This window comes from Pseudomonas sp. FG36 (assembly GCF_057809275.1).
Genome location: NZ_JBMDJQ010000044.1, coordinates 17,953 through 39,314 on the forward strand (window position 1 = coordinate 17,953; position 21,362 = coordinate 39,314).

20 protein-coding genes are annotated in these 21,362 nt (G+C 63.7%); 6 read left to right on the plus strand and 14 right to left on the minus strand.

Features of this window, described 5'->3' with window-relative positions:
- Positions 1–96 precede the first annotated feature (96 nt).
- Positions 97–708 (minus strand): TetR/AcrR family transcriptional regulator, encoded by a 612-nt coding sequence (locus ACODS9_RS23905; protein ID WP_028692838.1) that lies wholly within the window; start codon positions 706–708, stop codon positions 97–99.
- A gap of 132 nt (positions 709–840) precedes the next feature.
- Between ACODS9_RS23905 and ACODS9_RS23910 the strand changes: the two genes are divergently transcribed.
- Entirely contained in the window at positions 841–1,755 is a 915-nt protein-coding gene (locus ACODS9_RS23910) for a DUF808 domain-containing protein (protein ID WP_046856492.1), read from the plus strand.
- Between the two features lie 67 nt (positions 1,756–1,822).
- On the opposite strand, the gene ACODS9_RS23915 is transcribed toward ACODS9_RS23910, so the two are convergent.
- The 7 genes from ACODS9_RS23915 to puuE all read right to left on the minus strand — a co-directional run bounded on the left by ACODS9_RS23915 (position 1,823) and on the right by puuE (position 8,854).
- Positions 1,823–2,605, minus strand: a complete 783-nt coding sequence (locus tag ACODS9_RS23915; protein WP_046856491.1) for an outer membrane protein OmpK — start codon at positions 2,603–2,605, stop codon at positions 1,823–1,825.
- Positions 2,606–2,955: 350 nt separating this feature from the next.
- On the minus strand, positions 2,956–3,741 hold the full coding sequence (locus tag ACODS9_RS23920; RefSeq protein ID WP_046856490.1) for an outer membrane protein OmpK: 786 nt from the start codon (positions 3,739–3,741) through the stop codon (positions 2,956–2,958).
- A 141-nt stretch (positions 3,742–3,882) separates the two neighbouring features.
- Positions 3,883–5,238, minus strand: a complete 1,356-nt coding sequence (locus ACODS9_RS23925; RefSeq protein WP_046856489.1) for a nucleobase:cation symporter-2 family protein — start codon at positions 5,236–5,238, stop codon at positions 3,883–3,885.
- A gap of 195 nt (positions 5,239–5,433) precedes the next feature.
- Positions 5,434–6,750 carry a urate hydroxylase PuuD gene (locus ACODS9_RS23930; protein WP_489094917.1) on the minus strand — a complete coding sequence of 439 codons (1,317 nt, stop codon included), beginning with the start codon at positions 6,748–6,750 and terminating at the stop codon, positions 5,434–5,436.
- A gap of 55 nt (positions 6,751–6,805) precedes the next feature.
- The gene (locus tag ACODS9_RS23935; protein WP_046856488.1) at positions 6,806–7,309 is read right to left on the minus strand and encodes an ureidoglycolate lyase; all 504 of its coding nucleotides are present in this window, start codon (positions 7,307–7,309) and stop codon (positions 6,806–6,808) included.
- Between the two features lie 103 nt (positions 7,310–7,412).
- On the minus strand, positions 7,413–7,928 hold the full coding sequence (gene uraD / locus ACODS9_RS23940) for a 2-oxo-4-hydroxy-4-carboxy-5-ureidoimidazoline decarboxylase (protein WP_046856487.1): 516 nt from the start codon (positions 7,926–7,928) through the stop codon (positions 7,413–7,415).
- Positions 7,928–8,854, minus strand: a complete 927-nt coding sequence (gene puuE / locus ACODS9_RS23945; protein WP_046856486.1) for an allantoinase PuuE — start codon at positions 8,852–8,854, stop codon at positions 7,928–7,930. The genes uraD and puuE overlap by 1 nt, the downstream gene beginning before the upstream one ends.
- 366 nt (positions 8,855–9,220) lie before the next feature.
- Between puuE and uraH the strand changes: the two genes are divergently transcribed.
- Positions 9,221–9,574, plus strand: coding sequence for a hydroxyisourate hydrolase (gene uraH / locus ACODS9_RS23950; RefSeq protein WP_028692847.1), 354 nt, complete (start codon positions 9,221–9,223; stop codon positions 9,572–9,574).
- Between the two features lie 89 nt (positions 9,575–9,663).
- On the opposite strand, the gene ACODS9_RS23955 is transcribed toward uraH, so the two are convergent.
- Both ACODS9_RS23955 and ACODS9_RS23960 read right to left on the minus strand, forming a co-directional pair.
- Entirely contained in the window at positions 9,664–10,167 is a 504-nt protein-coding gene (locus ACODS9_RS23955; RefSeq protein WP_401105642.1) for a hypothetical protein, read from the minus strand.
- A gap of 167 nt (positions 10,168–10,334) precedes the next feature.
- A complete protein-coding gene (locus tag ACODS9_RS23960) occupies positions 10,335–11,684 on the minus strand; it encodes an NCS2 family permease (RefSeq protein WP_160291078.1) in 1,350 nt (449 codons plus the stop codon).
- Between the two features lie 355 nt (positions 11,685–12,039).
- On the opposite strand from ACODS9_RS23960, the gene ACODS9_RS23965 reads away from it, so the two are divergent.
- Both ACODS9_RS23965 and aqpZ read left to right on the plus strand, forming a co-directional pair.
- Entirely contained in the window at positions 12,040–12,795 is a 756-nt protein-coding gene (locus ACODS9_RS23965; RefSeq protein WP_038705701.1) for a GntR family transcriptional regulator, read from the plus strand.
- Positions 12,796–12,940: 145 nt separating this feature from the next.
- Positions 12,941–13,639, plus strand: coding sequence for an aquaporin Z (gene aqpZ, locus ACODS9_RS23970; RefSeq protein ID WP_401105646.1), 699 nt, complete (start codon positions 12,941–12,943; stop codon positions 13,637–13,639).
- Here the strand turns inward: aqpZ and guaD are convergent.
- The 4 genes from guaD to xdhA form a co-directional block, all read right to left on the minus strand.
- Positions 13,636–14,940, minus strand: coding sequence for a guanine deaminase (gene guaD / locus ACODS9_RS23975; protein ID WP_489094918.1), 1,305 nt, complete (start codon positions 14,938–14,940; stop codon positions 13,636–13,638). The genes aqpZ and guaD overlap by 4 nt on opposite strands.
- A 10-nt stretch (positions 14,941–14,950) precedes the next feature.
- Positions 14,951–15,796 (minus strand): xanthine dehydrogenase accessory protein XdhC, encoded by an 846-nt coding sequence (gene xdhC / locus ACODS9_RS23980; RefSeq protein ID WP_312659067.1) that lies wholly within the window; start codon positions 15,794–15,796, stop codon positions 14,951–14,953.
- Between the two features lie 63 nt (positions 15,797–15,859).
- Positions 15,860–18,259 (minus strand): xanthine dehydrogenase molybdopterin binding subunit, encoded by a 2,400-nt coding sequence (gene xdhB / locus ACODS9_RS23985; RefSeq protein ID WP_489094919.1) that lies wholly within the window; start codon positions 18,257–18,259, stop codon positions 15,860–15,862.
- Entirely contained in the window at positions 18,252–19,706 is a 1,455-nt protein-coding gene (gene xdhA / locus ACODS9_RS23990) for a xanthine dehydrogenase small subunit (protein WP_489094920.1), read from the minus strand. Before xdhA ends, xdhB begins: the two co-directional genes overlap by 8 nt.
- A 272-nt stretch (positions 19,707–19,978) precedes the next feature.
- Here xdhA and ACODS9_RS23995 point away from each other — a divergent pair, with 272 nt between their 5' ends.
- Together ACODS9_RS23995 and ACODS9_RS24000 are read left to right on the plus strand one after the other, a co-directional pair.
- Positions 19,979–20,638 carry a GntR family transcriptional regulator gene (locus tag ACODS9_RS23995; RefSeq protein WP_023631392.1) on the plus strand — a complete coding sequence of 220 codons (660 nt, stop codon included), beginning with the start codon at positions 19,979–19,981 and terminating at the stop codon, positions 20,636–20,638.
- 3 nt (positions 20,639–20,641) lie between these two features.
- Positions 20,642–21,362 (plus strand): chromosome segregation SMC family protein (locus ACODS9_RS24000; protein WP_489094921.1); only part of this gene is annotated, 721 nt, incomplete at its 3' end.

A 21,362-nucleotide genomic window follows, 5' to 3' on the forward strand; every position in this document is an offset into this window, starting at 1 on the left:
GTCGCCACGGCAAGCCGGCTCCCACAGAAATTGTGCAGGGCCTGTGGGAGCCGGCTTGCCGGCGATAAGGGCTGCGCAGCAGCCCCATTGGCCCTGTCAGGCTGCCTCGGGCTCGCAGCCCTTCAGCACCAGGCGGATGATGGTCTCCGCCGCCGCGTCATAATCGCTGTCGGCCAGCTTGGCCTTGCCGGTCACCACGGCGATCTGCCAATCGAAATCCGCGTAGGTTTGCGTCGCCGCCCAGATGCTGAACATCAGGTGGTGCGGGTCGACGTGGGCGATCTGGCCGCGCTCGATCCAGCGCTGGATGCACTCGATGTTGTGGCGGGCCTGCTCGTTGAGCTGCTCCACCTGGCGCGGCGACAGGTGCGGCGCGCCATGCATGATCTCGCTGGCGAACACCTTGGAGGCGTGGGGCAGGTCGCGGGAGATGCGGATCTTCGAGCGGATGTACGCGCTGAGCACTTCTTTCGGATCGCCGTCGGCGTTGAAAGGTGTCGAGGCCTGCATGATCGGCGCGATGATGCTCTCGAGCACCTCGCGGTAGAGGTTTTCCTTCGACTTGAAGTAGTAATACACGTTCGGCTTGGGCAGGCCGGCCTTGGCCGCGATATCGCTGGTCTTGGTGGCGGCGAAGCCCTTGTCGGCGAATTCTTCACTGGCTGCGCGCAGGATCAATTCCTTGTTGCGCTCGCGAATGGTGCTCATTGTCGGGAATCTTCCTCGGGTCTGGCCCCTCCAAGAGGGGTCCGGCATGGTAGCACCCGCTCGGACGGGCGCTCAAGGCAGCGTCTTTGGGCTAGAATCCCGGCCATTCGAACCTACTGGAAACATTTTGACATGGCAGGAAGCAGCTTACTGGTATTGATCGACGATATCGCCACGGTCCTCGACGATGTCTCGTTGATGACCAAGGTCGCGGCGAAGAAGACCGCCGGGGTGCTGGGCGACGACCTGGCGCTCAATGCCCAGCAGGTCACCGGTGTGCGCGCCGAACGCGAGATCCCGGTGGTGTGGGCGGTGGCCAAGGGCTCGCTGGTGAACAAGGCGATCCTGGTGCCGGCGGCGCTGCTGATCAGTGCGTTCATTCCCTGGGCGGTGATTCCGCTGCTGATGGTCGGTGGCGCCTACCTGTGCTTCGAGGGCTTCGAGAAGCTGGCGCACAAGTTCCTGCACAGCAAGGCCGAGGACGACGCGCAGCACGAGGCGCGCAAGGCGGCCGTGGCCGACGAGCAGGTCGACCTGGTGGCCTTTGAGAAGAGCAAGATCAAGGGCGCGGTGCGCACCGACTTCATCCTCTCCGCCGAGATCATCGCCATCACCCTGGGCACCGTGGCCGATGCGCCGCTGAGCCAGCAGATCATCGTGCTGTCGGGGATCGCCATCGTCATGACCCTGGGGGTGTATGGCCTGGTGGCAGGCATCGTCAAGCTCGATGACCTGGGGCTGTGGATGACCAAGAAAGCCTCGGCGCTGAGCCAGGCGGTGGGCAACGGCATCCTGCGCGCCGCGCCGTACATGATGAAAAGCCTGTCGGTGATCGGCACCGCGGCGATGTTCCTGGTCGGTGGCGGCATCCTGGTGCACGGCATCGCGCCGCTGCATCACGCCATCGAGGCGTTCAGCGAAGGACGGGGCGGGGCGTTGACCGGGGCACTGCTCAATGGTGTGGCGGGGGTGATTGCGGGGGCTGTGGTGCTGGCGGTGGTGAGCGTCGTCGGCAAGCTGTGGCAGGCGCTGCGCCCTGCTCACTGAGTAGCGCGGGGACGTGGGGGCGGGGCAAGCCCGCTCCCACGTCAGACAGAGCCTGAGCGCTGTGTGATCAGAAGTGCACTTTCACCAGGAAGCTCATGGTGTTCTGATCGGTAGTGAAGGCATCGCTGTCCTTGATGCCGTACTTGTTCTTCCAGTAGTCGTACTCGATACCCACGTACAACTGCTTCTCACCCAGGTGCAGCGCTTTGCCCAGGTCGTACTTGACCTGCGGGTTGAAGTGCAGGTTCGCCTGGTAGGTGCCGCGACGGTTCTCGTCGTTGTCCACCACCCAGTCCATGAAACCGTCGATGAGAATGTCGGACGAACCCACGGGGATGGTGTAGGACCAGACCGGGGTGATCTGCCAGACGTTGTCGCCTGGGCGGCTGCCGTCGGTGGTGCGCTGGTAGAAGTTCAGCTGGAAGTAGTCGAAGCCTGGGATCGCCAGGTCGAAGCCGGGGCCGATCAGGTAGGACTCGGTGTCACCCTCGCCGAACTCGTAGGTCATGGCCAGCAGCACGTCCTTGACCGGGCCGAACTCGAGCTTCTGGTCGAAGATCTTGCCGAACGACAGGCGTGGGCTGAACTCGCCGTAGTAGGTGTTCGGGCCGTTGCTGGCGTCCTTCTTGCCCTGGTAGAAGATCTTGTCGAAGAAGAAGAAGTTGTCGCCGTACTTCCACGCATCGGCGTGCTCGAAGGTCACGGTCTGCTGGATCTCGGGGTTGACCTTGAAGTTCTTGCCCCACAGGTAGGTCAGACTGTTGTTCTGCCATTGCAGCAGGTCACCGGCTTGGCTGGCGCCGCAGGCCAGCAGGCCACCGGCGAGGATCAGGCTATTGATGGTACGCATTGCGTGTGTCGCTCCCTTTATTGGATCTGTTGTCAGCGCTCGGGCGCTGTTCTTGTCTTTTGGGTCAGCTTTTTTCAATTGGCCACAGCTGTTTGGCAAGAGCTGCGCCAACTTTTCCACGTTGGGCACAACCATCCTGCTCGACGTCTTTCTGAACGGATGAAATAGGTATTTCACGCTGGCAACACGTTGGCCAACCGCCCGGAAACATTGACTGGGCGGTCAGCAAACGCGGGCGGGATCCTTCCCGCCCCGATCGAGGGGGCGCGCAGATTACTCACTTGCGCGCCGGGCCTCAAGTGCTCCGTCCTGGAGCACGGTGGTGCAAATTTGGGCGTTCGGTCAGTTTTTCAGAAGTGCACCTTCACCAGGGCGCTGGCCACGCTCTGGTTGCTGTCCACGTTGCCGTGGCTGTCGATGCCGTACTTGTCCTTCCAGTAGCTGTATTCGAAGCCGACGTAGAGCTGCTTGGCGCCCAGGTTCAGGGCCTTGCCCAGGTCGTATTTGACCTGTGGGTTGAACTGCAGGTTGGCGTGGTAGGTGCCGCGACGGGTCTGGTCGTTGTCGACCACCCAGTCGATATAGCCGTCGATCAGGATGTCGGACTTGCCCACGGGGATGGTGTAGGACCAGGCCGGGGTGATCTGCCAGACGTTGTCGCCGGGGCGGCTGCCTTCGGTGTTGCGCAGGTAGAAGTTCAGGGTGAAATAGTTGAAGCCGGGCACGTTCAGGTCGAAGCCGGGGCCGATCAGGTAGGCCTCGTTGTCGCCCTCGCCACGCTCGTAGGTCATGGCCAGCAGCACGTCCTTGACCGGGCCGAAAGCCAGGTTGCGCTCGAAGATCTTGCCGAACGACAGGCGCGGGCTGAACTCACCGTAGTAGGTGGTCACGCCTTTGCCGGGGTCGGCCTTGCCGTTGTAGAAGATCTTGTCGACGAACAGGAAAGTGTCGCCGTACTTCCACTTGTTGGCGTGCTCGAAGGTGATGGTCTGCTGGATGTCGGGGTTGACCTTGAAGTCCTTGCCGTAGAGGTAGGACAGGCTTTCGCCGTGCCACTGCAGCCATTCGCCGGCATGGGCGGGGAGGGTGGCCAGCAGGCTGCTGCCCAGCAGGACGGAGGTGGTGATGCGCTTCATGTTGTGATTCCCGGACTTATTGTTTTTGTAAGGGCTTTTTCGGCGCGCAGGCGCCCCGGACGGCCCATTCCGGCGGGCCGACGGTACTGCGTTACCACAGGGTTGAAGCGGGGCGGCCAGGACGGCGCCGCCCCTGGTCACTCAATGCTGGTGACAGGCATCGTTGTGCGCGGCGCGGTCGGCGCCGCCGAGGATGTTGAACAGCAGGTTCAGCACCAGGGCGCTGAGGGTGGCCATGGCGATGCCACTGTGGGTGATGGGTTCCATCCACTGCGGCATCTGCGCGAAGAACTCCGGACGCACCACCGGGATCAGGCCAAAGCCGACGCTGACGGCGACCAGCAACTGGTTGCGTCGGTCGGAGATGTCCGCCTCCTGGAGGATCTTGATCCCGGTGGCGGTGACCATGCCGAACATGGCGATGGACGCGCCGCCCAGTACCGCGGGCGGGATCGAAGCGATCAGGAACGCCGCCTTGGGCAGCAGGCTGAGCAGGATCAGCAGCGCGCCGGCCATTACCGTGACGTAGCGGCAGCGCACCCCGGTCATCTGCACCAGGCCGATGTTCTGGGCGAACGAGGAGTGGGTGAAGGTGTTGAAGAAGCCGGCGATGAACGACGCGCCGGCATCGCACAGCAGGCCGCGCCGCAGCATGCCCGGCGTTACTTCACGGTCGGTCACCTTGCCCAGGGCGAGGAACATGCCCGTGGACTCGACGAAGATGATCACCACCACCAGGCACATCGACAGGATCGGCGCCAGGCTGAAGGTCGGCATGCCGAAGTGCAGGGGGGTGACCACCTGCAGCCACGGCGCCTCGCTCAGGCCCGACAGGTCGACCATGCCGATGGAGCCAGCGAGCACGTAACCCAGGCCCATGCCCACCAGTACCGACACGTTGACCCAGAAACCGCGCATGAAACGGTTGATCAGCAGGATCACCGCCAGCACCAGGCCGGCGACCATCAGGTAGATCGGCGCGCCGAAGGCTTCGGCGTCATGGCCGCCGCCGGCCCAGTTGACCGCCACCGGGAACAGCGACAGGCCGATGGAGGTGATGACCGTGCCGGTTACCAGCGGCGGGAAGAAGCGCACGACCTTGGACATGAACGGCGCGATCAGCATGCCGAAGAACCCGGCGGCGATGGTCGCGCCGAAGATCCCCTGCAGGCCGACACCGGGCATGCCGGCCATGGCCACCATGCTGCCGACGGCGGCGAAGCTGGCGCCCATCATGACCGGCATGCGAATGCCGACCGGGCCGATACCGAAGGATTGGATGATGGTGGCAACGCCGGCGACCAGCAGGTCGGCGTTGATCAGGAAGGCGACTTCTTCGCGGGACAGGCCCGCCGCCTGGCCGATGATCAGCGGCACCGCGATGGCGCCGCCGTACATCAGCAGAACGTGTTGCAGACCCACCAGGATCAGCTGGAACAAAGGCAGGGGCTGTCGTGGCGGCGCAACAGGGATGTACGCCTTGGGTGACTCGGACATGCAGCACCTCGAGTTTTGTTTTTATTCTCGGATCCAAGCGGGCGGCTTCACGTGGCAGTCTCCGGTAAAGGAGGCTGGGGTTCCCGCGTGAAGCCGAACGCTCGATGCTTGCTTGTTACGTAGAGCTTGGAAGCGAGGCCGGGAGTACCGGCCTCATCGCGGGGCAAGCCCGCTCCCACGCAGTCGTGGGGTGTCTCAGTTGACCTGCGCGCCTTTGGCGATCCAGTCGCCGACCAGCTTGCGTTCCTCGACGGTCATCTGGGTGATGTTGCCCAGCGGCATGATCTGGCTGGCGACGGCCTGCGCCTGAATGCGCGCGGCCTGGGCCTGGATCTGCTGCGGGGTGTCGAACATCACGCCGGCCGGGGCTGCGCTGAACAGCGGGCTGGTCGGCTTGGCCGAGTGGCACACGGTGCAGCGTTCCTGGATGACGGTGTGGATCTTGTCGAAGGTTTCACCGCCAGCCTGGGCTGTGGCCTGGGCCGGAGCCTCGGCGGGGGTCGCAGGTTTGGCGGCTTCCTCGGCACGCAGTTCGGCGGCGGTCTTGCCACCCACGGCGGTAGCCGGCAGCGGTTGGTACTCGACCTTGGCGGCGGCCTGCTCAGGTGCGCTCGGCAGTGGTTTCGGGCCGGTCACGTAGGCCAGGCAGATCATCGCCAGGGCGCCGACAGGCAGGGTCCAGGCGTACTTGTTGCTGTCGTGGCGGGTGTTGAAGTAGTGACGGATCAATACCGCGGCCACCGCGATCCCGGCCAGGATCAGCCAGTTGTACTGGCTGCCGTAGGTGCTCGGGAAGTGGTTGCTGATCATGATGAACAGCACCGGCAGGGTGAAGTAGTTGTTGTGGCGCGAGCGCAACAGGCCCTTGGCCGGCAGCACCGGGTCGGGGGTCTGGTTGTTCTCGATGGCCGCCACCAGCTGGCGCTGCGCCGGCATGATGATGCGGAACACGTTACCGACCATGATGGTGCCGATGATCGCACCGGTGTGCAGGTAGGCGCCGCGGCCGCTGAACACCAGGCTGAAGCCCCAGCAGGCGGCGATGATCAGCACGAACAGCACGGCGCCGAGCAGCGCCGGCTTCTTGCCCAGGGGCGAGTCGCAGAGGAAGTCGTAGATGAACCAGCCGGCGATCAGCGAGCCAATACCGATGGCCACGCCTTCGGCACCGCTGAGGGTGCTGCCGGGTGCCAGCAGGTACAGGGTCGGGTTCCAGTAGAACACCACGCACAGCAGGGCGATCCCGGACATCCAGGTGAAGTAGGCTTCCCATTTGAACCAGTGCAGGTTCTCGGGCATCTTCGGCGGGGCCAGCTTGTATTTTTCCAGGTGGTAGATACCACCACCGTGGATGGCCCAGAGGTCACCCGACAACCCATCGCGCGGGTTGCTTCGGTTCAGGTGGTTCTCCAGCCAGACGAAGTAGAACGATGCACCGATCCAGGCCACGCCGGTGATCATGTGAACCCAGCGAATGCTCAGGTTCAGCCATTCGTGAAGGTGTGCTTCCACAGTATGTACCTCTCGCCGGTCACGGTTCAGGCGGACCTGGGTGACCGACCTTTTCTTATTGGTGGGGATTGAGGATCAACATCTGTTCCTCGGGGAAGTAATGCTCATCGCAGTTGTTGCCGGAACCACTGCGATCAACCACCAGGAAGTCATCCCGCTTTTCGATCGTCAGCACCGGGTGGTGCCAGACGCCGCGATGGTAATTGATGCCCTGCCTGCCATTACTGCGGAAGGCGCGGACCAAGCCTGATACAGGTGCATCGCCAACTGGCGCGACCACGATCAGAAAGGGGTTGCCGAGCAGCGGGATGAAAGCCTGGCTGCCCAGCGGATGGCGTTCCAGCATGCGCACGGTCAGCGGCATTTCCAGCGCGTCGGCGCGGAAGATGCTGATGATCGCCTTGTCTTCGGGCTCGGCGGTCTCGACCGTGGCGAGCTTGTGGAAGCGCATGGTCGAGCCGTTGTTGATCATGAAGTGGTCGCTGCCGTCGGTTTCGATCACGTCACCGAAGGGGGCGAAGGCTTCTTTGGTCAGGGGCTCGATCATCAGGGTGCGCATGCGGTTATCTCTTCTATTCGTTGTTCTGGAATTTGGTGGCCTGGCGGGCCGGGGCCCTGGGTGCGGACGCGTCACGCACTCGGGCCAGGGCGCTGCCAGTGCCTTACAGCTGCAGCAGGCGGAACAGGGCGATCAGGTTGATCTGCGCCAGGGCTTCCTTGAACTCGGCATCCGTGTCGTTGTGGATGCGCTTTTCGAAGGCGGCGAGGATCTGGTGGCGGTTGCTGCCCTTGACCGCCATGATGAACGGGAACTGGAACTTGGCCTTGTAGGCGTCGTTGAGTTCGGTGAAACGGGCGAACTCTTCAGCGGTGCACTGGTGGATACCGGCGCCGGCCTGTTCGTTGGTGCTCGATTCGGTCAGCTCGCCCTGGATGGCGGCCTTGCCGGCCAGGTCCGGGTGAGCGTTGATCAGCGCCAGTTGCTCGGCATGGCTGGCGCTGAGCAGGATGTCGCTCATGCGTTGATGCAGCGCCTCGATCTCGTCCAGCTCGGCCAGTTGCCCCAGGTCGTAGGCTTTCTCGGCGACCCACGGCGAGTGCTCGTAGATGTCGGCGAAGGCCGCGACGAAGGCGGCGCGGTCCAGGGTGGAGGGCTTGAGGGTCTTGAAGGCAGTCATCAGGCGTTCTCTTTCTTGTACGGGTGGGTGGCGTGCCAGTGGCGGGCGATGTCCACGCGACGGGCGAACCAGACCTGCTCGTGGCTCTTGGCGTAGTCGACGAAGCGCTTGAGCGCGGCCAGGCGCGCCGGGCGGCCGACCAGGCGGCAGTGCAGGCCGATGGAAAGCATCTTCGGTGCCTCGGCGCCTTCCTCGTAGAGCACGTCGAAGGCGTCCTTCAGGTACTGGAAGAACTGCTCGCCGCAGTTGAAACCCTGCACCTGGGTGAAGCGCATGTCGTTGGTGTCGAGGGTGTAGGGGATCACCAGGTGCGGCTTGCCGGTCGGGTTGTTCGGCTCCCAGTAGGGCAGGTCGTCGTCGTAGGTGTCGCTGTCGTAGAGGAAGCCGCCTTCTTCCATCACCAGGCGCCGGGTGTTCGGGCCGGTGCGGCCGGTGTACCAGCCTTGCGGGCGTTCGCCGGTAAGCTCGGTGAGGATGCGGATGGCTTCGAGCATGTGCTCGCGCTCTTGCGCTTCATCCATGTACTGGTAGTCGATCCAGCGGTAGCCGTGGCTGCAGATCTCGTGGCCGGCCTCGACCATGGCGCGGATCACGTCGGGGTGGCGCTGGGCGGCCATGGCCACGGCGAAGATGGTCAGCGGCACGCCGCTGTCCTTGAACAGCTTGAGCAGGCGCCATACGCCGGCGCGGCTGCCGTATTCGTAGAGCGACTCCATGCTCATGTTGCGCGCGCCTTGCAGCGGCTGGGCGGCGACCATTTCGGAGAGGAACGCTTCGGACTCTTTGTCGCCATGCAGGATGTTGCGCTCGCCACCTTCTTCGTAGTTGAGCACGAAGGACAGTGCAATGCGGGCATTCCCCGGCCATTGCGGATGAGGTGGGTTGTTGCCGTAACCGATCAGGTCGCGAGGGTAGTCAGCGCTCACTGCAGTCTTCCTTCTTGTACGTATGTGCGGGTGGTGGGCGGGCCGCGTCGGGATGTCGCACCACCGGATGGGCTGATTGTATACAACTTCTTAAATAATTTGTAAGCCTGTTTTTCCGCATTTCTTCCCATTTGTCGCCTGAGAATGGCTTGCAAGAAACCTGCCTGATTGGTCAGCTAATGCCGTGAGGGTCGGCATCGGGCGTGTCTTTGCGACTGATGGAGTGTTCGAGGAGTCTTGACCGAGGATGCAGAAAAAATTGTGTACAATCCATCGCCAAACTGTCTTAATGGCTGCATTCCCGCACGGTGCCAGCCTGTTGCCGTGTATTTTTTGCCCACGTAGATGACAAGAGGCGACAAGCAAATGGGACGTTTGACCACACACGTACTGGACGCCGCGCATGGCTGCCCGGGCAGCTCGATCAAGGTCGAGCTGTACCGCGTCGAAGGCCAGCAGCTGGAACTGGTGAACACCGCCCTGACCAACAGCGATGGCCGCGTCGATGCGCCGCTGCTGCAGGGCGACGATTACCGCACCGGCGTCTATCAATTGCAGTTCAGCGCCGGTGACTACTACCGCGCCAAGGGTGTGAAGCTGCCGGACACCGCGTTCCTCGACGTGGTCGTGCTGCGCTTCGGCATCGACGAGCAGCAGGAGCACTACCACGTGCCGCTGCTGATCTCGCCGTACAGCTATTCGACCTATCGTGGAAGCTAGTTGGTCGCTAGAAGAATCTTCGTAGGTCCTTGGCCCGCTCTCACACTGGCGGGCTTTTTTTCGCCTTCGATAAAGTCTGAATCAGGCACTCAGCCGAAAACCAGGGCGTCTGGATTCCTTGGAATGTTCAGGGGTGGAAGTTTGTTGTCATTGTTGAGGTAGTAAGCATCGAGGGCGAGCGCCTCGTACCAGAAAAGGCGGCCGGTCTTCAGGTGTTCGGTTTCGTTTCCTGTCAGTGGGAAAAAGGCCACTTGCATCTTTTCGGTCTTACCCTGTGGCCAGCGCCATGCCGCAGAATGTCCATTGAAGCGATCATCCCAGAAAATACCGGCCGAGGTAGCGAATTGGCCAATGCGGGCCTTGAAGTTCTTCGTTTGGCCGATGTACTTGATGTGACTGTCGGCGGGATGCGGAACATCAGCGCTATCGCCCCAGGCAATGCAGTACACGCCCGGCTGTTCGATGATGCTGGCGAGCAAAGGATCAACTTCCACCGAGCGCCCGCCTGGCCCAGGCCAAAAACAGGCGAGGATATCGGACCAGGCGAACCAGCGCTGAAGATGAGGGGAAAGATCGAAGGTCTGGGGTGTCATGACGAGCTGTCCTTGCACGATGGAAGAATACCGATCCTGCAAGGAAACATGGGGGGGATCAAGAGGGCGCAGGCCTGGCAGGACTGTTGGCCGGGTTTGCGCTGAAAGACTTCATGGGAAGCGTGACTTCCCATGAAGGCTGATGGCATTCAGGTGAGGCGGTTGACTCAGAGGAATACAAACTTGGCAATGAAGATCGCGCACAGCACCCACAGGCTGGCCGAGATCTCCTTGAACTTGCCGGTACCCGCCTTGAGCGCCACGTAGCTGATGAAGCCCAGGGCGATGCCGTCCGCCACCGAGAAGGTCAGCGGCATCATGATCACGGTGACGATCGCCGGAATGCTGTCGGTGGCTTCATCCCACTCGATATGCGCCATGCTGCCCATCATCAGCATCGCCACGTAGATCAGCGCGCCAGCGGTGGCATAGGCCGGAATCATCCCGGCCAGCGGGGCGAAGAACATCGCGGCGATGAACAGCACGCCAACCACAACGGCGGTCAGGCCGGTGCGTCCACCTGCCGCGACACCTGCGGCACTTTCCACGTAGCTGGTCACCGGCGGCACACCGACCACCGCGCCGAACACGCTGGAGGTGCTGTCGGCCTTCAGCGCTCGCGACAGGTTCTCGATGCGCCCGTCCGGTGCCACCAGGTTGGCCCGCTGGGCCACGCCCATCAGCGTGCCGGCGGTGTCGAACATGTGCACGAACAGGAACGCCAGCACCACGCTGATCATGCTGACGTTGAACACGCCGACCACGTCCATGGCCATCCAGGTCGGTGCCAGGCTCGGCGGCATCGACACCACCCCGCCGAACTTGACCAGGCCCAGGCCCCAGCCGGCCAGGGTGACGCCGATGATGCTGATCAGGATCGCGCCGAACACGCGCTTGTAGCTGAGGATAGCGATCAGCAGGAAGCACACGGCCGCCAGCAGCGGGCCGGGCTCATGCAGCGAGCCCAGCTTGACCAGGGTTGCCGGGCTGTCGACGATGATGCCGGCGGTTTTCAGGCCGATCAGCCCGAGGAACAAGCCGACGCCGGCCCCCATGGCATGGCGCAGGCTCACCGGGATGCTGTTGAGCAGCCACTCACGCACGCGCGAAACGGTCAGGAACATGAACAGCACGCCCGAGACGAACACCGCCCCCAGCGCCGTTTCCCAGTTGTAGCCCATGGTGCCAACCACGGTGTAGGTGAAGAAGGCATTGAGCCCCATGCCCGGCGCCAGGCCGACCGGCCAGTTGGCGTACAGGCCCATCAGCAGGCAGCCGAGGGCGGCGGCGATGCAGGTGGCGACGAACGCCGCGCCGTGGTCGATGCCGGCGTCAGCCATGATGTTGGGGTTGACGAAGATGATGTAGGCCATGGTGATGAAGGTGGTCACCCCGGCGATCAGCTCGGTGCGGACAGTGCTGCCATGCTGCTTGAGTTTGAAAATCCGCTCCAGCCAGCCCGTTTCGAGCGGTGGGGCGAGATCCAGCGTAGGTGCTTCGGATTTGCGGCTTTCCACAGCGAGTACTCCTCAAGTCTTTCTTGTTGTTCGAAGCCTGGTCCTGAGCCATGCACTGGGGGGCTTCGCGAGGGGGTGTGGCAGACGTCCGACCGGTTTGTTGACTTTTGGGTCAGGAAGTTGCTCGCAGGATTATGCTTTTGTGTACAAAGAATGCAAATAATGTTTTATCTTTTGTGCTCACAAACTGCCGTACAACGGCTATAAGGGTAAAAGGCCACCTGCAGAAACGGGTCAGCCTGTGTACAATGGCGCCATACCTTGGCCCCTTTTCTTCTTCCAGGACTTGCCATCCCCCCGCTGACCGGTATTACAGTCACGGTCCGACTGGCAGATCCTTTGTGCTCGAGAGCCCATGAACGAACAGCTGCAACCTCTGAAAAAACCTGTGCGCACTGGCAAGGCCGGCCGCAGCGGTACCCAGGACGACATCGTCTATGCGCATATCTTCGAGGCGATCCTCGAGCAGCGTCTGGCACCGGGCACCAAGTTGAGCGAGGAAGCACTGGGCGAGATCTTCGGCGTCAGCCGCACCATCATCCGCCGCGCCCTGTCGCGCCTGGCCCATGAAAGCGTGGTGCTGTTGCGGCCCAACCGTGGTGCGGTGGTGGCCAGCCCAACGGTCGAGGAGGCGCGGCAGGTGTTCTTCTCGCGGCGCATGGTCGAGCGCGCCATCACCGAGCTGGCCGTGCAGCACGCCACCCTCGAACAGCTCAACGAACTGCGCCAGATGGTCCGCGAGGAGCGTGACAGCTTCTCCCGTGGTGACCGTGGCGCCGGTATCCGCCTGTCCGGCGAGTTCCACCTCAAGCTGGCCGAAGCCGCCGGCAATGCGCCACTGGTGAGCTTCCAACGCAGCCTGGTGTCGCAGACTTCGCTGATCATCGCCCAGTACGAAAGCGGTAACCGCTCGCACTGCTCGTACGATGAGCACATGCAGCTGATCGATGCGATCGAGGCCCGTGATGCCGAGCAGGCGGTAAGCCTGATGATGCATCACATGGACCATATCGACAGCAAGCTCAACCTCGACGAGGAGAGCGCTTCGGACGACCTGCACGCGGTGTTCTCCCACCTGCTGAAAAAGCCCAAGGCTACCGCCAAGGGTTGATCGTTTGCTTGTATGAAAGGGCCGCTTTGCGGCCCTTTGTCGTTACTGGCTACTGGCCAAAGCTCTGCTAGATTTTCCTCAGCAAACCTTCATCAAGCAGTTGGGCTTGCGCAGTCGTTGCGTCCAATTACTTGAGGAATGTTCCATGAGTTCATCCCTGGGTGTGCGCATGGGGGCCGAGCTGGTCGGCACCTTCTGGTTGGTCCTGGGTGGTTGTGGCAGTGCAGTGCTGGCCGCCAGCTCGCCTGTCGGCATCGGGGTCCTGGGTGTCGCTTTCGCTTTCGGCCTTACCGTCCTGACCATGGCATTCGCCATCGGCCATATCTCCGGTTGCCACCTCAATCCCGCCGTGTCGTTCGGGCTGGTGGTGGGGGGACGATTCCCGGCAAAAGAGTTACTGCCCTATGTGATTGCCCAGGTGGTCGGCGCGATCCTCGCCGCGGCGGTGATCTACTTCATCGCCACCGGCAAGGCCGGTTTCGAGGTGGGTAACGGCATGGCCTCGAATGGCTATGGCGAACACTCGCCCGGCGGCTACACCCTGGCCGCAGGCTTCGTCAGCGAAGTGGTGATGACCGCGATGTTCCTGGTGATCATCATGGGCGCCACGGACGCCCGGGCACCAGCCGGGTTCGCGCCGATCGCCATTGGCCTGGCGCTGACCTTGATCCACCTGATCTCGATCCCGGTCACCAACACCTCGGTGAACCCGGCGCGCAGCACCGGGCCTGCGCTGTTCGTCGGTGGCTGGGCCTTGCAGCAACTCTGGCTGTTCTGGCTGGCACCGCTGATCGGCGCGGCGATCGGCGGTGCGCTGTATAGAGGCCTGGCGAAACAGCCTTAGCGCTGGTGCACGCAACGCCCGGCGGCGTAGGTCTCGCGCACGGTGCGGTCGTCGCCCAGGGTGGTGAGCACGAACAAGGTCTCCTCGATGCTCCTGGACTGCTGCAAGCGGTAGTCCAGCAGCGGGGTGGCCTTGTAGTCGAGCACCACGAAGTCGGCGTCATTGCCCGGGCGCAGGCTGCCGATGCGATCGTCCAGGCGCAGGGCGCGGGCGCCGCCGAGGGTGGCCAGGTACAGCGACTTGTAAGGGTGCAGGCGCGCGCCTTGCAGCTGCATCACCTTGTACGCCTCGTTCAGGGTGTTGAGCAGCGAGAAGCTGGTGCCGGCGCCGACATCGGTGCCCAGGCCGACGTTGACCTTGAAGCGCTCGGCTTGGGGCAGGTTGAACAGGCCGCTGCCGAGGAACAGGTTGGAGGTCGGGCAGAAGGCGATGGCCGAACCGGTTTCGGCCAGGCGCTGGCACTCGTCGTCGCACAGGTGCACGCCGTGGGCGAACACCGAGCGCTCGCCGAGCAGCTCGAAGTGGTCATAGACGTCCAGGTAGCCTTTCTGCTCGGGGAACAGTTCCTTGACCCAATCGATTTCCTTGAGGTTCTCCGACAGGTGGGTGTGCATGTACACGCCCGGGTGCTCCTTGAGCAACTGACCGGCCACGCTCAACTGTTCCGGCGTGCTGGTCGGCGCGAAGCGCGGGGTGACCGCGTAGTGCAGGCGGCCCTTGCCGTGCCAGCGCTCGATCAGCATCTTGCTGTCGCGATAGCTGGACTCGGCGGTGTCGGTGAGGTAGTCGGGGGCGTTGCGGTCCATCATCACCTTGCCGGCGATCATGCGCAGGTCCAGGCGCTCGGCTTCCTCGAACAGGGCGTTGACCGACTCGGGGTGCACGCTGCCGAACACCAGCGCGGTGGTGGTGCCGTTGCGCAGCAGTTCGGCGAGGAAGATCTTCGCCACCTGGTCGGCATGGGCCTTGTCGGCGAACTGCTTTTCGCAGGGGAAGGTGTAGGTGTTCAGCCAGTCCAGCAGCTGCTCGCCATAGGAGCCGATCATGCCGGTCTGCGGGAAATGGATATGGGTGTCGATGAAGCCGGGGGTGATCAGGGCGTCCTGGTAGTGCTGCACCGGGATGTCGGCGTCGAGGGTCGGCAGCAGCTCGCTGGCATGGCCCAGGGCGCTGATGCGGCCGTCGTCGACCACCAGCAGGCCGTCTTCATAGTATTCGCAGGACGCCTCCAGGCCGACCTCGGCGGGGTCGGCGATGCTGTGCAGGATGGCGGCTCGGTAGGCTTTGCGGGTTGCGCTCATGGGGCTCTCGTCAAAGGGTCTGGCTGCGTCGCGAGGACGGCAGCAACTGGGCGATGGGGCCTGAATTGGCGGCAGCGTCGTGCTGGCCGAAGCAGGCGTTGTAGGTGGCAATGATTTCGGCGGCGATGGACACGGCGATCTCGATCGGCAGCTTGCCCTTGACCTCGGCCAGGCCCATCGGGCAGCGCATGCGCGCCATCAGCGCGTCTTCGAAGCCGCGCTCGCGCAGGCGGTGCTCGAACTTGACACGCTTGGTCTTCGAACCGATCAGGCCGAACCAGGTGAAGTCGTTGCGCTTGAGGATCGCGGCGGTCAGCTCCAGGTCCAGCTGGTGGTTATGGGTCATGACGATGCAGTAGCTGCCGGCGGGCAGGTCGGCGACTTCGTCGACCGGCTCTTCGCTGACGATCTTGCTCACCCCGTCGGGGATGAGCGCGGGGAACTCCTGCTCGCGCGAATCGATCCAGCGCACCCGGCAGGGCAGCGCGGCGAGCAAGGGTACCAGAGCGCGGCCGACATGGCCCGCGCCGAACACGGCGATCTCGGCCTGTACGCCACTCATCGGCTCGAACAGCAGCACGGTGGCGCCGCCGCAGCACTGGCCGAGGCTGGCGCCGAGGCTGAAGCGCTCCAGGTGCGGGGTGCTGCGGTGTTCCGCGAGCATCTGCCGGGCGATGTGCAGGGCCTTGAACTCCAGGTGGCCGCCGCCGATGGTGTCGTACAGCGCGCTGGCGCTGACCACCATTTTCGAGCCGGCGTTGCGCGGAGTGGAGCCGCGCTCCTCGATGATGGTTACCAGCACGCAGGGTTCGCCACGGGCTTGGTGATCGGCGAGGGCGTTGATCCATTGGTGCATGTCTTAGTCCTCCTCGGTCCCCTGTAGGCGCAACGCAAGGTCGCACCTACAGGGAGCGTGGCGTCAGTGCGTCACGGGTTCCAGTTGCTGTTCGGCAGGCTGCGCCACAGCCACCGCCTTGCGCATCTGCTCGCAACCCCACAACACCCGCTCCGGCGTCGATGGCGCGTCGATGTTCGGTTGTACGCGGTAGTCGGCGATGCTCGCCACCGCGTCCTTGATCGCGCACCAGGCGGCAATGCCGAGCATGAACGGCGGCTCGCCCACGGCCTTGGAATGGAACACGGTGTCCTCGGGGTTCTTGCGGTTCTCCACCAGCTTGACGCGCATGTCGATCGGCATGTCGGCCACTGCCGGGATCTTGTAGCTGGCCGGGCCGTTGGTCATCAGCTTGCCCTTGGCGTTCCACACCAGCTCCTCGGTGGTCAGCCAGCCCATGCCCTGGACGAAACCACCCTCCACCTGGCCGATGTCGATGGCCGGGTTCAGCGAGTCGCCCACGTCATGCAGGATGTCGGCGCGCAGCATCTTGTATTCACCGGTGAGGGTATCGACGATGACCTCCACGCAGGCGGCGCCGAAGGCGAAGTAGTAGAACGGGCGGCCACGGGCCTGGTTGCGGTCGTAGAAAATCTTCGGCGTACGGTAGAAGCCGGTGGTCGACAGCGATACCTGGGCGAAGTAAGCCTGCTGCACCAACTGCTCGAAGCTGACGATCTGCTCGCGCACGCGCACATGGCCGTTGCGGAACTCGATGTCTTCCTCGGTGACGTTGTAGTGCCGGGCGGCGAACTCGGTCAGGCGCTTCTTGAGGATCTCGGCGGCGTTCTGCGCGGCCTTGCCGTTCAGGTCGGCGCCGCTGGAGGCGGCGGTGGGCGAGGTGTTAGGCACCTTGTCGGTGTTGGCGGCGGTAATCTGGATGCGGTTGAAGTCGACCTGGAACACCTGCGCCACCACCTGCGCGACCTTGGTGTTCAGGCCCTGGCCCATCTCGGTACCGCCGTGGTTCAGGTGGATACTGCCGTCGGTGTAGATGTGGATCAAGGCACCTGCCTGGTTGAGGAAAGTGGCGGTGAACGAGATGCCGAACTTCACCGGGGTCAGCGCCAGGCCCTTCTTCAGCACCGGGCTGTTGGCGTTGAAGCGCCGAATCGACTCGCGGCGCTCATGGTAGTCGCTGCTGGCCTCGAGCTCGGCGGTCATCTCCTCGAGCATGTTGTGCTCGACGGTCTGGTAGTAGTGGGTGACGTTGCGTTCGGTCTTGCCGTAGTAGTTGGCCTTGCGCACCGCCAGCGGGTCGAGGGCCAGGTGACGGGCGATATGGTCCATCACCTGCTCGATGGCGACCATCCCCTGCGGGCCGCCGAAGCCGCGGTAGGCGGTGTTGGAGGCGGTGTTGGTCTTGCAGCGGTGGCCGTGCACCGTGGCATCGCCCAGGTAGTAGGCGTTGTCGGAGTGGAACATGGCGCGGTCGACGATCGAGCCGGACAGGTCCGGCGAGTAGCCGCAGTTGCCGGCCAGGTCGAAATTGATCCCGTGCAGGCGGCCGTTGTCGTCGAAGCCGACGTCGTATTCCACGTAGAACGGGTGGCGCTTGCCGGTCATGGTCATGTCTTCGACCCGCGGCAGGCGCATCTTGGTCGGCTGGCCGGTCAGGCGCGCGATCACCGCGCACAGGCACGCGGGGCTGGCGGCCTGGGTTTCCTTGCCGCCGAAACCGCCGCCCATGCGGCGCATGTCGACGACGATCTTGTGCATCGGCACGTCGAGCACCTCGGCCACCAGCTTCTGCACCTCGGTGGGGTTCTGCGTCGAGCAGTAGACGATCATGCCGCCGTCTTCGCCAGGCATCACCGAGCTGATCTGGGTCTCCAGGTAGAAGTGTTCCTGGCCGCCGATGTGCAGGGTGCCCTGGATGCGGTGCGGGGCACTGGCCAATGCAGCGGCCGAGTCGCCGCGCTGGTGGGTGTGGCTGTCGAGCACGAAGTGCTTCTTGCGCAGGGCCTCGACCACATCGAGCACCGGCTCCAGGTCTTCGTACTCGACGATGGCGGCCATGGCGGCGCGTCTTGCAGTCTCGAGATCGCAGGCGGCCACGGCGAGCACCGGCTGGCCGAAGAATTCGACCTTGTCGATGGCCAGCAACGGATCGCCAGCCACCACTGGGCCGATATCCTTGAGCCCCGGGATATCTTCGTGGGTGATGGCGATGCGCACGCCTTCGAACTGGTAGCAGGGCGTGGTGTCGATGCGCAGGATGCGCGCATGAGCGCGGTCGGCGGTGCGTGCATAGACGTGCAACTGGTTGGGGAATTCCAGGCGGTCGTCGATGTACACCGCTTCGCCGGCCACGTGCTTGTCGGCGCTGTCGTGCTTTAGGCTGCGGCCGACCCCGGTGGTCAGGTCCTGGCTGAACAGTGCGGCCATCTCGGCCTGGCTCTTGACGGCGTGATGGTTAGACATAAGCGGTCACCCGGGTTTCGATATGCGGCGTTTGCAGTTCGATGAAGTACTTGCGCAGCAGGTTCTGCGCGGTCAGCAGGCGGTACTCGCGGCTGGCGCGGAAGTCGCTGAGCGGGGTGAAGTCCTCGGCCAGGGCCTGGCAGGCGCGTTCGACGCTGGCCTGGTTCCAGGGCTTGCCGCGCAGCGCGGCTTCGCAGGCACGGGCGCGTTTCGGGATTGCCGCCATGCCGCCAAAGGCGATGCGCACGCCGCTGACCACACCGTTCTCGATGCTCAGGTTGAATGCCGCGCATACCGCGGAAATATCGTCGTCCAGGCGCTTGGACACCTTGTAGGCGCGGAAGGCCCAGTCGTTGCTGGCGCGCGGCACGATGATCTTCTCGATGAACTCGCTGTCCTGGCGTGCAGTGATGCGGTAGTCGATGAAGTAGTCTTCCAACGCCAGGGTGCGCTGGCGCTCACCTTGGCGCAGGACGATCTGTGCATCGAGGGCGATCAACAGAGGTGGCGAGTCACCGATCGGCGAGGCGTTGCCGATATTGCCGCCGAGAGTGCCCTGGTTGCGGATCTGCAGCGAGGCGAAGCGGTGCAGCAGGTCGCCGAAGTCGGGGTATTCCTCGTTGAGCGCGATGTAGCAGTCGGTCAGCGGGGTCGCGGCGCCGATTTCCAGGTGGCTGGCGGTCTTGTCGATGCGTTTGAGCTCGGCGACGTGGCCGACATAGATCATCACCGGCAGGGTGCGGTGGAACTGGGTGACTTCCAGTGCCAGGTCGGTACCGCCGGCCAGCAGGCGTGCCTCGGGGTGCGAGCTGTACAGGTCGGCCAGATCGGCCACGGTCAGCGGCACCAGGCAGCGCTTGTCGCCGCTGTTGAGCTCGCCGGTCTGTTGCGGGGCGATGGCCTTGAGGCGGGCGATGGTCTGCGCCTGCTGGGCGTCGAACTGGTCGCGGCAGGGGCGTGCGCAGCTCTGCTCGGCGGCCTCGAGGATCGGCCGGTAGCCGGTGCAGCGGCACAGGTTGCCGGCCAGGGCCTCCTGGGCCTGGTGCAGGTCGTGGCCTTGGCTGTTCTTCTGCAGGGCGAACAGCGACATGACGAAACCGGGCGTGCAGAAACCGCATTGCGAACCGTGGCAGTCGGCCATGGCCTTTTGCACGCTGTGCAGTTCGCCCTGGTGCTTGAGACCCTCGACGCTGATCAGTTGCTTGCCATGCAGGGAAGAGACAAACGTCAGGCACGAGTTTAGGCTGCGGTAGCGGATGCTGTCGCCGCCCTTGTCGTCCTGCACAAGTTCGCCGACAGCCACGGTGCAGGCACCGCAGTCGCCGCTGGCGCAGCCTTCCTTGGTGCCGGGTTTGCCCAGGTGCTCGCGCAGGTATTGCAGCACCGTCATGTTCGGGTCCAGGGCGTGCTCGCTGCGCAGCTCCTGGTTGACGAGAAACTGGATCACGGGGGAGGGCCTCGCAATGGTTTTATTGTTGTTCCGGCGGACTCTAAGCAAGGGCTGACCTCTGGGTCAATAATTTTCTGACTCAAAGGTCAAGAATTTGCACGAAGGCCTTCCGGACCGCCTCATCGAGCCTTTTCCAAAGCATAGTTCGCGCCGTGCGGGAAAGTTGACCCGCCAGTCGCACAAAGCACGCAGTCCCGCTGCGCGAGCGCCTGGCAAGTGCGCTACAATCGCGCCCTTGTGCACAGCTACCCAGATTGCGAAGGAAAACCATGACGTTCAAGGCGCCGGACAGCCTCTCCGAGCAAATTGCCCACTACCTGGCCGAGCGGATCATCCGCGGCGAACTCGCACCCGGCGAGCGCATCCAGGAGCAGAAGGTCACCCAGGCCCTCAACGTCAGCCGCGGTTCGGTACGCGAGGCGCTGCTTATCCTCGAGCGCCGGCACCTGGTGGCCATCCTGCCGCGCCGTGGCGCCCATGTGACCGAACTCGACGAGAACAGCGTGCGCAGCCTGTGCGCCCTGATGGGCGAGTTCTATATCCTGCTGGGCAACGCCGTTGCCCAGCATTGGCGCACCGAGGGCGACCTGCGCCCGTTTCTGGACATCCAGCAGCGCCTCAAGCAGGCCCATGCCGGCAAGGACATCAAAGCCTTCGTCGGCGACAGCTTTGCGGTGATGCGCGCCGCCTATCCGTTCGCCAACAACCCGTACCTGCAGGAAACCGTCGAGAACCTGCAGCCGGCCATGAGCCGCGCCTACTACCTGGCCCTGGACCAGCGCCAGGCCAACATGGTCGATTACCTGGAGCTGTTCGCCCGCCTGCTCGAAGCCGTGGTCGCCCGCGACCTGCCGCGCATCCGCGAGGTGCTTACCGCCTATTGCCAGCGCAGTTGCGAACTGGTGCTGGCGGCGCTGGCGCGGGTCTGACCGGTGCGCCTGAAGTGCATTCGCCTGGCCGGGTTCAAGTCGTTCGTCGACCCGACCACGGTCAACTTCCCCAGCAACATGGCGGCCGTGGTCGGCCCCAACGGCTGCGGTAAATCCAACATCATCGACGCGGTGCGCTGGGTGATGGGCGAGAGTTCGGCGAAGAACCTGCGTGGCGAGTCGATGACCGATGTCATCTTCAACGGTTCCACCAGCCGTAAGCCGGTCAGCCAGGCCAGCATCGAGCTGGTGTTCGACAACAGCGACAACAGCCTGGTGGGCGAGTACGCCGCCTACGCCGAGATCTCGATCCGCCGCAAGGTCACCCGCGACGGGCAGAACACCTATTACCTGAACGGCGCCAAGTGCCGGCGCCGCGATATCACCGATATCTTCCTCGGCACCGGTCTGGGGCCGCGCAGCTATTCGATCATCGAGCAGGGCATGATCAGCAAGCTGATCGAGGCCAAGCCCGAGGAGTTGCGCAACTTCATCGAGGAAGCGGCGGGCATCTCCAAGTACAAGGAGCGTCGCCGCGAGACCGAGAGCCGCATTCGCCGCACCCAGGAAAACCTCGCGCGCCTGACCGACCTGCGCGAAGAGCTGGAACGCCAGATCGAGCGCCTGCACCGCCAGGCCCAGGCTGCCGAGAAATACCGCGAGTACAAGGCCGAGGAACGTCAGCTCAAGGCACGCCTGGCAGCCCTGGGCGGGGGGGGCCGGG